At 38.5% G+C, this 13669-nt stretch carries 11 protein-coding genes; 1 reads left to right on the top strand and 10 read right to left on the bottom strand.

The annotated features are described in order from the left end of the window. Position 1: 1 nt before the first annotated feature. From A9P82_RS04680 to A9P82_RS04650, 7 genes are all read right to left on the bottom strand, one after another. Positions 2 to 1477, bottom strand: coding sequence for an ATP-binding cassette domain-containing protein (locus A9P82_RS04680; protein ID WP_066204689.1), 1476 nt, complete (start codon positions 1475 to 1477; stop codon positions 2 to 4). A 17-nt stretch (positions 1478 to 1494) separates the two neighbouring features. Further along, positions 1495 to 2700, bottom strand: coding sequence for a hypothetical protein (locus A9P82_RS04675; RefSeq protein WP_066204686.1), 1206 nt, complete (start codon positions 2698 to 2700; stop codon positions 1495 to 1497). Positions 2701 to 2730: 30 nt separating this feature from the next. Further along, positions 2731 to 3378 carry a 3-isopropylmalate dehydratase small subunit gene (gene leuD, locus A9P82_RS04670; protein WP_082915232.1) on the bottom strand — a complete coding sequence of 216 codons (648 nt, stop codon included), beginning with the start codon at positions 3376 to 3378 and terminating at the stop codon, positions 2731 to 2733. A 27-nt stretch (positions 3379 to 3405) separates the two neighbouring features. Further along, entirely contained in the window at positions 3406 to 3699 is a 294-nt protein-coding gene (locus tag A9P82_RS04665; protein ID WP_066204683.1) for a YciI family protein, read from the bottom strand. Between the two features lie 153 nt (positions 3700 to 3852). Beyond that, on the bottom strand, positions 3853 to 4572 hold the full coding sequence (locus A9P82_RS04660; protein WP_066204680.1) for a class I SAM-dependent methyltransferase: 720 nt from the start codon (positions 4570 to 4572) through the stop codon (positions 3853 to 3855). Positions 4573 to 4602: 30 nt separating this feature from the next. Beyond that, positions 4603 to 6006 (bottom strand): 3-isopropylmalate dehydratase large subunit, encoded by a 1404-nt coding sequence (gene leuC / locus A9P82_RS04655; protein WP_066204677.1) that lies wholly within the window; start codon positions 6004 to 6006, stop codon positions 4603 to 4605. Positions 6007 to 6201: 195 nt separating this feature from the next. Then, complete coding sequence (locus A9P82_RS04650) at positions 6202 to 7359, bottom strand: 2-isopropylmalate synthase (protein WP_082915392.1); 1158 nt, start codon at positions 7357 to 7359, stop codon at positions 6202 to 6204. A 174-nt stretch (positions 7360 to 7533) separates the two neighbouring features. Between A9P82_RS04650 and A9P82_RS04645 the strand changes: the two genes are divergently transcribed. Further along, a complete protein-coding gene (locus A9P82_RS04645) occupies positions 7534 to 9075 on the top strand; it encodes a hypothetical protein (RefSeq protein ID WP_066204671.1) in 1542 nt (513 codons plus the stop codon). A 3-nt stretch (positions 9076 to 9078) separates the two neighbouring features. Here the strand turns inward: A9P82_RS04645 and A9P82_RS15240 are convergent, their stop codons facing one another. The 3 genes from A9P82_RS15240 to A9P82_RS04635 are packed head-to-tail and all read right to left on the bottom strand — an operon-like array spanning position 9079 to position 13643. Beyond that, on the bottom strand, positions 9079 to 9513 hold the full coding sequence (locus A9P82_RS15240; protein ID WP_197492243.1) for a S41 family peptidase: 435 nt from the start codon (positions 9511 to 9513) through the stop codon (positions 9079 to 9081). Beyond that, positions 9510 to 11357, bottom strand: coding sequence for a hypothetical protein (locus tag A9P82_RS15595; RefSeq protein ID WP_197492242.1), 1848 nt, complete (start codon positions 11355 to 11357; stop codon positions 9510 to 9512). Before A9P82_RS15595 ends, A9P82_RS15240 begins: the two co-directional genes overlap by 4 nt. 39 nt (positions 11358 to 11396) lie before the next feature. Then, positions 11397 to 13643, bottom strand: a complete 2247-nt coding sequence (locus A9P82_RS04635; protein ID WP_066209601.1) for a S41 family peptidase — start codon at positions 13641 to 13643, stop codon at positions 11397 to 11399. Between the last annotated feature and the right edge of the window lie 26 nt (positions 13644 to 13669).

The raw sequence follows: 13669 nt of genomic DNA, 5'->3' as shown, positions 1-13669 counted from the left end.
TTTATTGAGTTAATTGTTCTGAATATTTTTTATTGAAAGAATAAATTTTAGGAGTTCCATTTTCTAATTCCAAAACTTGTGTTACACAGCTTGGAATTTCATTTTCATAATGACTGATGTAAACAACGCTTGTATCTGTCAGTTCGCAAATATCATCGACCAATTTTACAAATGCTTCTGTTTGAAATTCATCCAAACCCTGACAAGGTTCATCAAAAATCAACAGCGGCGGATTTTTAATAAACGCACGGATTAATAAAAATAATCGTTGCATTCCCGATGAAACATTTGCCAAACGCTTTTGCGCTAAATCCGCTACATTCAAGGATTTCAGCCAATCGTTGATATGAGTAATTTGTTCCTGTGATAATTTTTTGTACAAACCCATCGTATCAAAATAACCTGATGCAACAGTATCAAAACATGAAATATTTTTATCGAAAAAAGCATACAATTCAGGCGATACGAAACCGATGTTTTTCTTGATGTCCCAAATGCTTTCGCCGGAACCGCGACGCTTGTCGAACAAATAAATTTCATTGGCATAAGCCTGCGGATTGTCGCCCGAAACCAAACTCATCAAGGTAGATTTTCCCGCGCCGTTCTTGCCTTTTAGTAACCAGCGCTCGCCTTTTTTTACCTGCCAGTTAATATTGTCAAGAATGGTTCTGTCGCCATATTTTACGGTGGCATTTTTCATTAAAATCGCATTCTCAAAATTCCAATCATTGTGTTGCAAAGGCAAAGAAGATGTATCAAAAAAATGTGTCGCAGGCTGATGTGTGGCAACAAAATTTTCTTTTTCGATAAACGCTTTTTGCTTACCATTTTCCAATTCCAGAACGTGCGTGATACAATCGGGAAAGTGATGATGCGCTCCTGCGATGATAATCAATTTCGTTCCGTTATCGGAAACTTCGCTTAAAATTTCGTTCAGTTTTTTTCTGCTCGAAACATCCAATCCGATGAACGGTTCGTCCAAAATCAATAGCTGCGCGGGTTCCAGCAATGCTTTGATGAGTTGAAATCTTTTATGTTCGCCGCTCGATAGTTGCAAAAGCGGTTTATTTTTTAAATATGGAATCGATAATTCATTTAATAAAAAATCAATCCTTGCTTCATCTTCCGATATAAATTTCAGTTCTTCCAAAACGGTGTAACTGTCTTCGTTATCCGTACTGTTATATCGTTGTTGGTAATAACCGTCAATTGTGTTACTTCTGTTTTTTATGCTGTAACGTTGCTCTACATACACAGCTTTCGGCAATAAACTATTTGTTTCGTTATAGTCAATTTTTAATTCGCCTGTGATAAACAGTTGCCCGCATAAAGCCTTTGCCAGCGTGGTTTTTCCGCTTCCTGATGCGCCCGTGACGGCAAGATTTTCATTGTCGTTCAAAGAAAATAAAATGCCTTTTAATTCAAATCCGTTTTGTTTTACCGTAATATTATTTGCCGTAACAATTGCGTAATTCATAATAAATATCGAATCTATTAATCGTCTTCTTTTGTATAAATACTTGTGTTGATGCCGAACATATCTTTATCATCATCATAAAAATAAAATGCGCTTCTGACCGTCTTGCCACTATTGTATTTAAAGATAATACTGAAGCCGTCTAACTCATAAGTGCCTGCCGCATTACGGCTGCTCCATGCGGAATTGCTGCCGTTATAACCCGAATAACCGCCGCTTCCCACACTTTCAAATGTAAAATGACCGTCTTTGCTGAACGTAATATATTTCGATGACATGGTGTAACTGCCGCCGCCCATAACGGTATTTCCTCCGCCTGAAATACTTTCAAAAGAACCTGCAAGCCTGTCGCTTTTTGAAGCGGGAACCGCGTGCTGCCACCATGCTGAAGTCCATGTGTCGCTTTTGCCATCGTACCAAACGATTGAAATATTTTTGCCGTTCATTTTCCATGTTCCCCACTTCTTTGGGTTTGCACTATGCGATGCTATGTGGATGCTGTTCGGGTCGGTATCCAGCCATCCGTAAAAACTTCCGTCTTTGAAAAACAAATAAGGTCGCATTAACTGCAAAGCGATGCCACCAACGCCGACAGCACTTTCTTTATGCAATATCACGCCCATAATGTCGGATGAAGTATTACGATTATTCGATGTTATTGCCTGCATGTCGGAAGATGATTTTTTAGCTTCATTTTCCTGTGTCGTGCTATTGTTGCCTGCCGTATTATTTGCGGTCATTTCCTGTTTTGAAAGAGCCGCTAAATGTTGTAGGGAAGTTGCTATATCGTTTTTATTAAAGCCGACAGAAGGATAATAAACTTTTGCCCAGCGAATAGAATTATCAGGCAAAGCATAAGCCACATACATGGCAATCTCTGATTTGCCTGCCTTATTGCTGACGGCAGTCAGATAATTATATACGCCGTTGTATTCGCTGTTGGATTGGCGGCTTGTATTCCGTGCTTTATTTTCTGTCCATCCGTTTGAAATAATATCGCTTTGCGCTTTCGTTTTGAGCCACGTATATAAATCGTTTACGTGAATGTTTTTTTCCAACGGCATGATATAATAATCCGTATTACCGTTGCCGTTTTCGGAAGTGAAATGATAAACGCCGTTACCCATATCCTTTCTCCAACCCGCAATATCAGCTATATCGCTGCTTTGCGAAAAAGCTGAGAATGAGAAAAATAATAAAGAGAATAATATAAAGCGTTTCATTTTAATCAACCAAATGTTACAAATCATGGTTCAGATATTCTTTTCAAAGGCTTCAATTTCCTCACGCATATTCAACAGATAATCGATATCATCAAAGCCATTCAACAGACAAGTTTTTTTATATTGATTAATATCAAAACTTTCCTGTTCGCCTGTCGCAACAATTTTGATGTATTGCTCTTCCAGATTGATTTCAATTTCTGCATTTGTGTCTTTGTGAATGGCGTCGAATAATTTTTGTAAAAATTCGTCGCTTACCTGTACGGGCAATAGGAAATTGTTCAGCGCATTGTTTTTGAATATGTCTGCGAAAAAGCTTGATACGACCGCATCGAAGCCATAATCTTTGATTGCCCAAGCTGCGTGTTCGCGCGAAGAACCGCAACCGAAATTTTTTCCTGCAACTAAAATTTTACCTGAATAAATTTTATTGTTCAATGCGAAATCTTTCACAGGCTTTGTTTCGTCGTCGTTTTCGTAACGCCAGTCGCGGAACAGATTTTTTCCGAAACCATCGCGTGTCGTGGCTTTCAGGAAGCGCGCGGGAATGATTTGGTCGGTATCTACATTTTCCAATTCAATCGGCACAGCCGCTGACTGAATGATTTTTCTTTCGGATTGAAACTTTGCCGCGCCTGCTTTCTTTTTGTCTTCTTCGAGGTTTATGATAATGCCCATAATAATTTATGATTTATGATTTTCGATTTATGATTGAGTTACAAACGAAGCAAAATTGTTATCGTACTTCGTAGGAATAATTTCCGTGATTTCGTAATCTGCAATGCCGTTTTGGTAAAAAGGGTCTTGCGTTATAATGTTTTCCAATTCAGCTTTTGTAACATTATACGCCGCAATCAAGCCGCCTGTTCTTGGGTTTTTTCTTCCCGAAAAAATGAACTTTTTTGCCTGATATTGTTTGTCCAAAAAATCGGAATGCGGTTGAATATATTTATCAACTTCTTCCAACGGTTTTTTGTATGTGAGAGATACGATGAACATTTTATTTAATTATTTTTTTCGTTGCTATGCGAAGCGTCCTCGCTTCGCATTTTTATTTTATCGCCTATTGGCGATTGTTGTTTTTGTTTGTCGCTATGAAGCGACAGAATTTTGGTGTGAAGCGAGGACGCTTCACACAGCATTATTATTGAATCACTTTTTTGCTGCAAAAACAACAAAGTTGAAATACTGATAAAAACAATTCGCTTCCATAAAACCGACATCTTTCAGCCATTGTAATTGCTTATCGAGCGGCGCCATAATATCGAGCGATACTCTTTTAAAAGTATTCTGTTTGTCTTCTTCGCTTAACGGTGCGTTCAGCACATGAGTACGCCATTTTTCCGTATAAATTCTTTCTGCAAATTCCGTTGAACCTTTGACTTGGTCTGCATTAATGAAAATGCCGTTTATTTTCAACGCATAATAAATTTTTTCAAACAGTAACTTTTTCAAATCATGTTTCAAATGATGAATTGCCAAACCTGATACAACCAAATCGTAATGATTATCTTCAAAATCCACGGTTGAGAAATCTGCTTGCAGATAATGAATCTTATCGTTGCCTTTAAATCTGTCTTTTGCCTTATTCAACATATCTTCCGAAAAATCAACCAATGTTATTTCCGCATTCGGGTATTTTTCGGCGAACAAAGCGCTCATCAAACCTGTTCCCGCGCCGATGTCTAAGATTCTTTTTACATCCTTCGCTTCGTTGGATAATTCCAATGCAATACTATAAAAATCATCAAAGCAAGGAATCAAAATTGGTCTTTGCTTGTCATACTTTTCTGAAACCGCATTGAAGGCTTCTTGAATGCCCCTATCCCCTAAAGGGGGATTTTGAATTTCATTGTTTATATCAATAATCATAGCATTAAAGTTAAAAGTCCCTTTAGGGATTTAGGGTATCAATTCCCTTACATCGCTCACAACGCCTGTAATTGCTGCTGCGGCGGCTGTCAGCGGACTTGCAAGCATCGTTCTTGCATTTGGTCCTTGTCGTCCTTCAAAGTTTCTGTTGGATGTGGAAATGCAATATTTTCCTGCGGGAATTTTGTCTTCATTCATGCCCAAACACGCGCTGCATCCGGGTTGGCGCAACTGAAAACCTGCTTCTTCAAATATTTTATCGATGCCTTCTTCTTTTGCCTGCGCTTCCACTTGTTTGCTGCCGGGAACAATCCAAACTGTTACATCATCGGATTTTTTCTTACCTTTTACAAATGAAGCAACTTGTCGTAAATCTTCAATGCGGCTGTTGGTGCAGCTTCCGATAAACACATAATCCACTTTATGTCCTTTGATTTTTTCGCCCGCGCTCAAACCCATATAATGAATGGATTTTTCAAAAGACGGTTTGTCTTTTTCCTCAATTGTTGTCAGTTCCGGCACATGTCCGCTCACGCCGATGCCCATACCCGGATTTGTTCCGTAAGTAATCATGGGTTCAATGTCTTCGGCTTTGAAATGATATTCCTTATCAAACGTTGCACCTTCATCGGAATACAGTGTTTTCCAATAAGCGAGTTTCTTTTCCCAATCTTCGCCTTTGGGTGCAAACTCACGACCTTTGATATAATCGAATGTAATTTCATCAGGCGCAATCATGCCGCAACGCGCACCCATTTCGATACTCATATTGCAAATGGTCATGCGCGCTTCCATGCTCAACGAACGAATGGCGCTGCCTGCAAACTCGACTGCGTAGCCTGTGGCGCCGCTTGCGGAAATTTGCGCGATGATGTATAAAACGATGTCTTTCGACGTAACGCCTTTGTGTAATTCGCCATCCACATTGATACGCATGAGCTTTGGATGACTTTGCAATAAACATTGTGTTGCCAACACCATTTCTACTTCACTTGTACCGATGCCGAATGCAATGCTGCCGAATGCGCCGTGCGTTGAAGTATGACTGTCGCCGCAAACATAGGTGCAGCCCGGTTGCGTAACGCCGAGTTCGGGCCCAATCACATGAACGATGCCTTGATACGGATGTCCCAAGCCGTATAATTCAACGCCGAATTTTTCGCAATTGTCTTTCAGCGTTTGAACTTGTATTCTGGAAAGTTCTTCTTTTATCGGTAATTCCTGGTGCAAAGTAGGAACATTATGGTCGGCGGTTGCAACTACTTGCTTAGGACGAAACACAGGCAGACCGCGCTTTTCCAATCCTTTGAACGCTTGCGGACTGGTTACTTCGTGAATGAAATGTGTATCAATGTATAACACCGAAGGTCCGCCTTCGATTTGTTTTACAACGTGCTTTTCCCAGATTTTGTCGAATAATGTTTTTCCTGTCATATCAATTTGAATTTATTTTTTTACCATTAAGGTATTGAGTGAATTAAGGACTTATCTTTAAACGATAACGATAATTACAATTACTGAAAACGCTTGCACGTCATGCTGAATTTATTTCAGCATCTATCATTGAAAAAGTTTTGCCAAGAGATGCCGAAACGAGTTCGGTATGACGGCGAACGTCATCATTATTATTTATACCGTTTTCAAACTTACTGCCAATTCCTGCAAATCTTCATCGCTTACCTCTTTTTTGGCATCGGCTACTTCCAAGAATTTTGCATACAATTCATCCACTTCGTCGCGGGTAAAATCAAATCCCAATTTGCGGAAACGGAACGCCAGCGCACTTCTTCCGCTGCGCGCGGTCAAAACAATTTTAGAAACATCTGCGCCCACTTCACGCGGGTCGATGATTTCGTAAGTGGTTGCTTCTTTCAAAAATCCGTCCTGATGAATGCCCGAAGAATGCGAGAATGCATTGTCGCCTACAATCGCTTTATTCGGTTGCACAGGCATACGCATCGTGTCGGAAACGAGCTTGCTCAAATCAAGCAATTTGGTAGAATCGATGCTTGTTGTAAAGCCGGTTTCAGGATGCTTTTTAATTGCCATTGCAACTTCTTCGAGTGAAGTATTTCCTGCACGTTCGCCAAGTCCGTTAATAGTACATTCGATTTGCCGTGCGCCTGCGATAGCGCCTGCGAGAGAGTTGGCAGTTGCCAAACCTAAATCGTTGTGGCAATGACAGGAAATAATCGCATTCTCAATTCCTTTTACATTATTTACTAAGTAAGAAATTTTTTCGGCGTACTGATGCGGCAAGCAAAAACCTGTCGTGTCGGGAATGTTCACAACCGTTGCGCCTGCGGCAATCACTGCTTCAATGAGTTGTGCAAGAAAAACCAAATCTGCACGACCAGCATCTTCCGCATAAAATTCTACATCGGGAACGAAGTTGCGTGCCAGTTTTACCGCAGCAACCGCGCGTTCAATGATGTTTTCGCGCGTAGTATTGAACTTGTATTTGATATGATTGTCGCTCGCACCGATGCCCGTGTGAATACGCGGGCGAACGGCTTTTTTCAATGCTTCTGCGGCAACTTCAATATCTTTTTGTACTGCGCGTGTCAATCCGCAAACGGTCGCATTTTTTATTACAGTTGAAATTTCTTCCACCGACTGAAAATCGCCCGGACTTGAAATAGGAAATCCCGCTTCGATAATATCAACGCCGAGTTCTTCAAGCTTTAATGCAAGTTTCGTTTTTTCCTGATTGTTTAATTTACAACCCGGAACCTGTTCGCCATCGCGAAGCGTTGTGTCGAAAATATAAATTTTTTCTTCTGCCATAATTTTATCTTTGAATGCAGCACGCTGCGTAGTTAATGTTTTATTTAATCTTTCAAATGTATCTTGCAGTTGGTTTTGACACAAATCAAAATAGGTAAAATTCTACGACGTAAAATGCTGTTAAATTTTCATAAAATACAGCAATATCAATAGTTTCAGAGAAATAAAATTACGATGCCTAACCGAAGTACAGACGAACTTTTTCAACTCATAAAATCGCTCGAAAAGAGTGAAAAGCGCAATTTTAAATTATTTATTAAAAGAGCGTCGGGCGACGACGATTTAAAAATTGTGCAGCTTTTTGATGCGCTCGATAAGATGGATGAGTATGATGAAGATTCTTTGCTGAAGAAAAACAAGGCAATTAAAAAGCAACAGCTGTCCAATATGAAGGCGCATTTGAGCAAGCAGATTCTGGCTTCGCTGCGCACCCTGAACGACGATAAAAATGTAGAGATGCAACTCAACGAGCAAATGGCTTATGCACGGATTTTGCACAGCAAAGGCTTGTATTTGCAAAGTTTAAAAATGCTGGATAAAATAAAGCAACTGGCATATTCGCACAACCAAAATACATCGTTGCTGCTGGCTTTGGAACTGGAAAAAAAGATAGAATTGCTGCACATTACGCGCAGTATAAAAGATAAAGCCGAATCGCTTTCGGAAGAAGTGGAAATTGTAAATAATCACATTTCACTACAAAATAAATTGTCCAATCTTACGCTGCAATTGTACGGTTGGTATATTCGTCTTGGTCACGTGCGCGACGAAAAAGACGTAACGGCAATCGAGCTTTTTTTCAAAACCAATCTGCCGAATGTCAAAGATTTGGAATTGTCATTTTATGAGAAATTATATTTGTATCAGGCATATTCGTGGTACAATTTTATTTTGCAGGACTTGCGGATGTTTTATCGCTACACGCAAAAATGGCTGGATGTTTTTATCGCTCATCCCGAAATGCAAAAGGTAGAACCCGTGCTTTTTATCAAGGCGTTTCACAATTTACTGAGCGCGCATTTCGACACCAATAACTTTGAAAAGTTCAACGAAGTGCTGGAACAATTTGAAACTTTCAGTAAGAGTAAAATCGCTGAAAGCAGTGCCAATATTGGCATTCAGGTGTTTATGTATTTGTACACGGCGAAGATTAACAAGCATTTTTTGGAAGGAACTTTTACCGAAGGGATAACGCTTGTGCCTTATATTGAAGAAAAATTAGAAGAATATAAATTACACGTGGATACGCATCGTGTGCTGGTGTTTTATTATAAAATTGCGTGTTTGTATTTCGGTAGTGGCGACAATGAAAAAGCGATTGATTATCTCAACAAAATTATCAACCGGAAATCTGACCTGCGTACGGATTTGCAATGTTATGCGCGTTTACTGCATTTGATTGCGCATTATGAACTGGGCAATGATGATTTGCTGGAATATTTACTGAAATCGGTTTATCGCTTTATGGCGAATATGAAAAACCTGAGCATTGTGGAGGAAGCTATTTTTTCTTTCTTAAAAAAATCATTCAAACTATCGCCTGCAAAGGTTTTGGTGGAATTTCGGAAGCTGAAAAACCAGTTGGAAAAACTGGAAAACAACCCTTTGGAAACGCGCTCGTTTTTGTATCTTGATATCAAAGCTTGGCTCGAAAGTAAAATCAGAAACGTGCCTGTACAGGTTGTGAGGCGGGAACGGTTTTTGGAAAGGAAGTAGGATTTATTTGCTTTCAATTATTTGCATTGCCTTATCCAACAATTCATCTTTCCCTTCGCGAATGCCTTTGATGGTAGGTTTTATGGGAATGTCTATTTTCACACCTTTTCTTTGTGCTTCTGTGCCGTCAGGATAATAAACTCCTAAATCCGATATCCATGTAGCTATTCCGCCGGGTAAACGTATAATAGAAACATTTCCATCTGCACCTGCCGTTGTACTCCCGATTACTTTAGCGTTCGGTACAGTACTTAATGCCATTGCAGTAAATTCTCCATTGCTTTGAGTAGAAGTATTTACAATGATTACAACTTTACCATTATAATGTTCGGTAGTTGCTACTCCTCCACAGTATTTCCCGGTTGAACTTGTATCGCCGATACTTATAGCACCTGGAAGATTTAAGTTTATTAATGTGAAATATGCGAAAGGTGTCAACTCTTTTTTGAGCCATGCACCGAAAGAACAGCTATATCCATAATAGCGGGATAAACGCGCAAATCTATAATCAAGCCTTTTGTGTCGGCAAATTGCTTTTTGATGGTAAAAATATCTGTATCGGTTAATTTACCTGGATAAATATAACCGATATTACCTGGCAGCATTTTATATCCCGATGTTTGTGTAGGGTCAGAATAATCAATTGTTTGGTCAATTTTCGATATTGAAACCTTAGATATAGTTATTTGTCGCTCAGTATCGTTGTTTCTTATTTGTAAATTCACTTCTTGCTTATTGCTTCTTAATAAGAAGCCATTTGCGGAAGGCATATCACGCAACTGAGCATCGTAGTTTGAGGCAGGCGTCAATGGTAAATATTTTTTTATTAAACTGTCAACCGGAATCCCATCTATTTTTTCAATAATGTCTCCGATGTGAATTTTATTTTTTATTTCAAATGTGTCTTTATAATAATTAGTAACAATCAGTTTATTCTGGATAAATTTAGCCTGGAAAGGAGTCATATACATTCCCTTTATAGAATCCAGCGCAGTGGAATAGTTGCTCCACCAAATATTTGCATGGGTGTCGTGTATTCGTGCAATGATTTCAAGGCAAGCCGATGTGTATTCTTTATCGTCTTTTGCATTAATGAATTTTGGAATAAATTCAGGAAGCACTTTATTCCAGTCTTCTCCGATTAAATAACGGGAAGGAAAGAAATACTGTATGATATTCCAAAAACGGTATAAGCCTATGAGTCGTGTACCGGCGTCCACATACCTGCTATTTTCATATAGGAGTTCATTTTGGAAAACAGCGCTACCGATGGAGGGGAACTTTGATATATAATATTGTTCGGATACAGGCTTGTAATTATCGCGAATGAATTTAAGTTTCTCTTTTAAAGTTTTAGGCAGATTGCCGGCAATGAATAAATAGCCATAATCGGGTTTCTGCTTTATTTTGTCGGCAGGAACAAGAGCGCAATTTTTACAAGCCGGAACAGCGCCTAAGCTATCAATCCATTGCTCAATTATTTTATAAGCAGTCTTGTTATCAGGTGCCTTTAATATTAAGGGTAAATGCCTAAAGAGTTCCGCGTCCCAGTTATATTTTCCCTGTATAATTGCAGGATGATAATACTTTAAGAATCCCCAAATCATTCCAAGATTAGTCAATAGCTTTATTTTATCTCTATTTAATATAATTGATGTTGTTCCTGAATTCGTCGAAAATGATGTATCTCTTGCTGCAGGAAGCAATTCTTTTGCAGGAGCAACTTCTATCGGTTTATTATCCAAATATATGTGCAGGTCATCTACCCACATTTTTCCGGAACCGGATAATGAAGCTCCAACAACAATTTGCTTCGCATTTACTGAATCGTAAGGCAATTCAATGCTGTATTCTTTCCAATCGGTCGTTCTATGAACACCTCTATTGTCCATATCATCGAATGCCAATTGCTTTTCTGAACCATCTATGCGCATCGACAATCCAGCCAGACCATTTTCAATATTTTCAGTTTTTATAAATCCTGTCAATTTAATTCTCGTCCCTCTGTAATTTGCCGGAATTGTATAGGCAGCAGCACCAAATGTATTTTCGCCACTGTCGGTTTTAAGAATATTTAAAGCATATTTCCCGTCGTAAACCACCGATGTATCAAGTCGTACGGTACAACCGCTATTTTGAAAAATCCAACCGCTTGGTTGATGCTTGTTGTCTATTCTTTCAAAAGAGAAATTATATTGATTTTGTATTTGTGCTTTACCAGAAATAATGCTTATTAGTAAACAGAGAGACATCAATCCAATTATTCTTTTGAAAATTTTCATGAGGAAGAATTTTATGTATTAAAAATATAGGTTATCTTTTTAACTGTTTTCAATTATTTGCATTGCTTTATCCAATAACTCGTCTTTTCTTTCTCGAATGCCTTTGATTGTAGGCTTAACGAGAATATCTATTTTCACGCCTTTTCTTTGTGTTTCCGTTCCGTCAGGGTAATAAACCCCAAGCCCGGAAATCCAGGAAGAAATTCCCCCGGGAAGAATGACTGTTGAAACATTACCATCGGCTCCGGCGGTAGTGCTGCCTATTACTGTTGCATTAGGAGCTGTACTTAATGCCATCGCCGTATATTCTCCACTGCTTTGAGTTGATGCATTGACGATAATTACAACTTTACCTTTATAAGCATTCGCATTGTTCTCTCCGTTGGAAAGGGTTGCACCATAATTTATACATCCGGGTAAATCTAAAGATACCTGCGTGAAACGAATAAAAGGGCTTGGCTTATTTTTGAGCCACGCGCCATAAGTAAACGGCATGAAAGAAGATGGATAACTACGCAGGTCTATAATCAGACCTTTGGTGTTTGCAAATGCTTTTTTGATGGAAGTAATGTCATCGTCTTTTAGCATTCCCGGAAAAATGTAGCCAATTCCGCCAGCAAGTATTTTATATCCTGATAACTCTTCAAAGCCCGATGAAGGATTGATGTTATTCGAATGAATTTTTGAAACTGTTACCAGGAATTCTTGATTTTCTCTTTTTATTATGAGTTGTGCTTTTCTATTGTTGCTTCTAAGTAAGAAGCCCTGCGAAACCGTAGGCAAGTCTCTTAGCTGCGTTTCATAATTAGAAGCGGGTGTTAAAGGCAAATATTTTTTGACTAAAGAATCAACAGAAACACCATCAATTTTTTCGATAATATCTCCGATATGGATAGAATCCTTTAATTCCGGTGTATATTTATAATAGCCTGTAACCACCAGTTTGTCCTCAATAAACTTAGCTTGAAAAGGTGCCATATAAGCGCCTTTCAATGAATCCAAAGCCGGCGGATAACTCCAGATACCTGCATGCGTATCGTGAATATTCGCAATCACTTCAAGGCAGGCAGCAGTATATTCTTTGCTGTTTTTTGCATTGATAAATTTCGGAATGAATTTGGTTAATACTTTATTCCAATCTTCGCCGATTAAATAACGTGAGGGATAAAAATATTGTATAATGTTCCAATACCTGTACAACGCCAAAAGTCTGATGCCTGCATCGGGATAAGAATTTGAATAAGGAATTTCGTTGGTAAAAGATGGATTTCTGGCTTGGGCATATCCTACATAATATTGTTCGGTTACAGGGGTATAATTGTTCTTGATAAATTCGAGCTTCTTTAACAAAGAAGCCGGAAGATTATTCGGTATGAACAAATAACCATAATCAGGCTTCAGTTTTATTTTATCGGCAGGAATTACGGCACAGTTGTTACAAACGGGAACAACGCCTAAACTATCTATCCATTGTTCAATTGTTTTGTATGCAATTTTATTGTTTTCGGTTTTTAAAATTTGTGGTAAGTGCCTGAAAAGTTCTGCGTCCCAATTATATTTTCCTTGTGTAATTGCCGGATGATAATATTTTAGAAATCCCCAAATCATGCCGAGATTGGTTAACAATTTTATCTTGTCAGTGTTTAAATCAATAGATGAAATTCCTGAAATAACCGAGAAGGAAGTATCTTTTTTCGCAGGAAATAAATCCTTTAAAGAAGCAGATTCAATCGGTTGATTATCCAAATATATATGAATATTGTCCACCCATATTTTGCCCTCGCCGGATAAAACTGCGCCGAAAACAATTTGCTTTGCATTGACCGAATCATAAGGCAATTCAATACTATATTCTTTCCAATCGTTCGTACCTTGAATACCTGATAAATGCATATCGCCAAATTGTAATCTTTTTCTATTCCCATCAATTCGTATCCAAAAACCTACATCTCCTTTTGCAATATTTTCCGTTTTTAAGAATCCTGTCAATTTTATTTTTGTTCCCTTATAATATGCCGGAATTGTATATTCAGCTACACCATACGTTGTAGTGTCATTGTTTGTTTTAAAAATGCTTAAAGAATATTTCCCGTCATTAACGACAGATGAATCGAGTTGTGTTGTATAACCAGCGTTTTGAGAACCAAAAGATAAAGTCCATCCTTCCGGCTTATGTGCCGCATTTGTTTTTTCAAAAGAAAAATTATATGTATTTTTTTGCTGGCTCTTACCAGAAATAATATTTATGAATAAACAGAAAAAGGTTAGTCCAATTGTTCTTTTCAAAATTTTCATGGGAAGATCTTAATGTA

Source organism: Arachidicoccus sp. BS20 (assembly GCF_001659705.1).
Classification (GTDB): domain Bacteria; phylum Bacteroidota; class Bacteroidia; order Chitinophagales; family Chitinophagaceae; genus Arachidicoccus.
Note: the sequence above shows the minus strand (reverse complement) of the source record. Positions and strands in the feature narration are given on the sequence as shown.

Coding starts and splice junctions, on each gene's coding strand:
- A9P82_RS04680 (WP_066204689.1), bottom strand. CDS start 1,477: ATGAATTACGCAATTGTTACGGCAAATAATATTACGGTAAAACAAAAC.
- leuC (WP_066204677.1), bottom strand. CDS start 6,006: ATGACAGGAAAAACATTATTCGACAAAATCTGGGAAAAGCACGTTGTA.
- A9P82_RS15595 (WP_197492242.1), bottom strand. CDS start 11,357: ATGAAAATTTTCAAAAGAATAATTGGATTGATGTCTCTCTGTTTACTA.
- leuD (WP_082915232.1), bottom strand. CDS start 3,378: ATGGGCATTATCATAAACCTCGAAGAAGACAAAAAGAAAGCAGGCGCG.
- A9P82_RS04660 (WP_066204680.1), bottom strand. CDS start 4,572: ATGATTATTGATATAAACAATGAAATTCAAAATCCCCCTTTAGGGGAT.
- A9P82_RS04665 (WP_066204683.1), bottom strand. CDS start 3,699: ATGTTCATCGTATCTCTCACATACAAAAAACCGTTGGAAGAAGTTGAT.
- A9P82_RS04650 (WP_082915392.1), bottom strand. CDS start 7,359: ATGGCAGAAGAAAAAATTTATATTTTCGACACAACGCTTCGCGATGGC.
- A9P82_RS04645 (WP_066204671.1), top strand. CDS start 7,534: ATGCCTAACCGAAGTACAGACGAACTTTTTCAACTCATAAAATCGCTC.
- A9P82_RS04675 (WP_066204686.1), bottom strand. CDS start 2,700: ATGAAACGCTTTATATTATTCTCTTTATTATTTTTCTCATTCTCAGCT.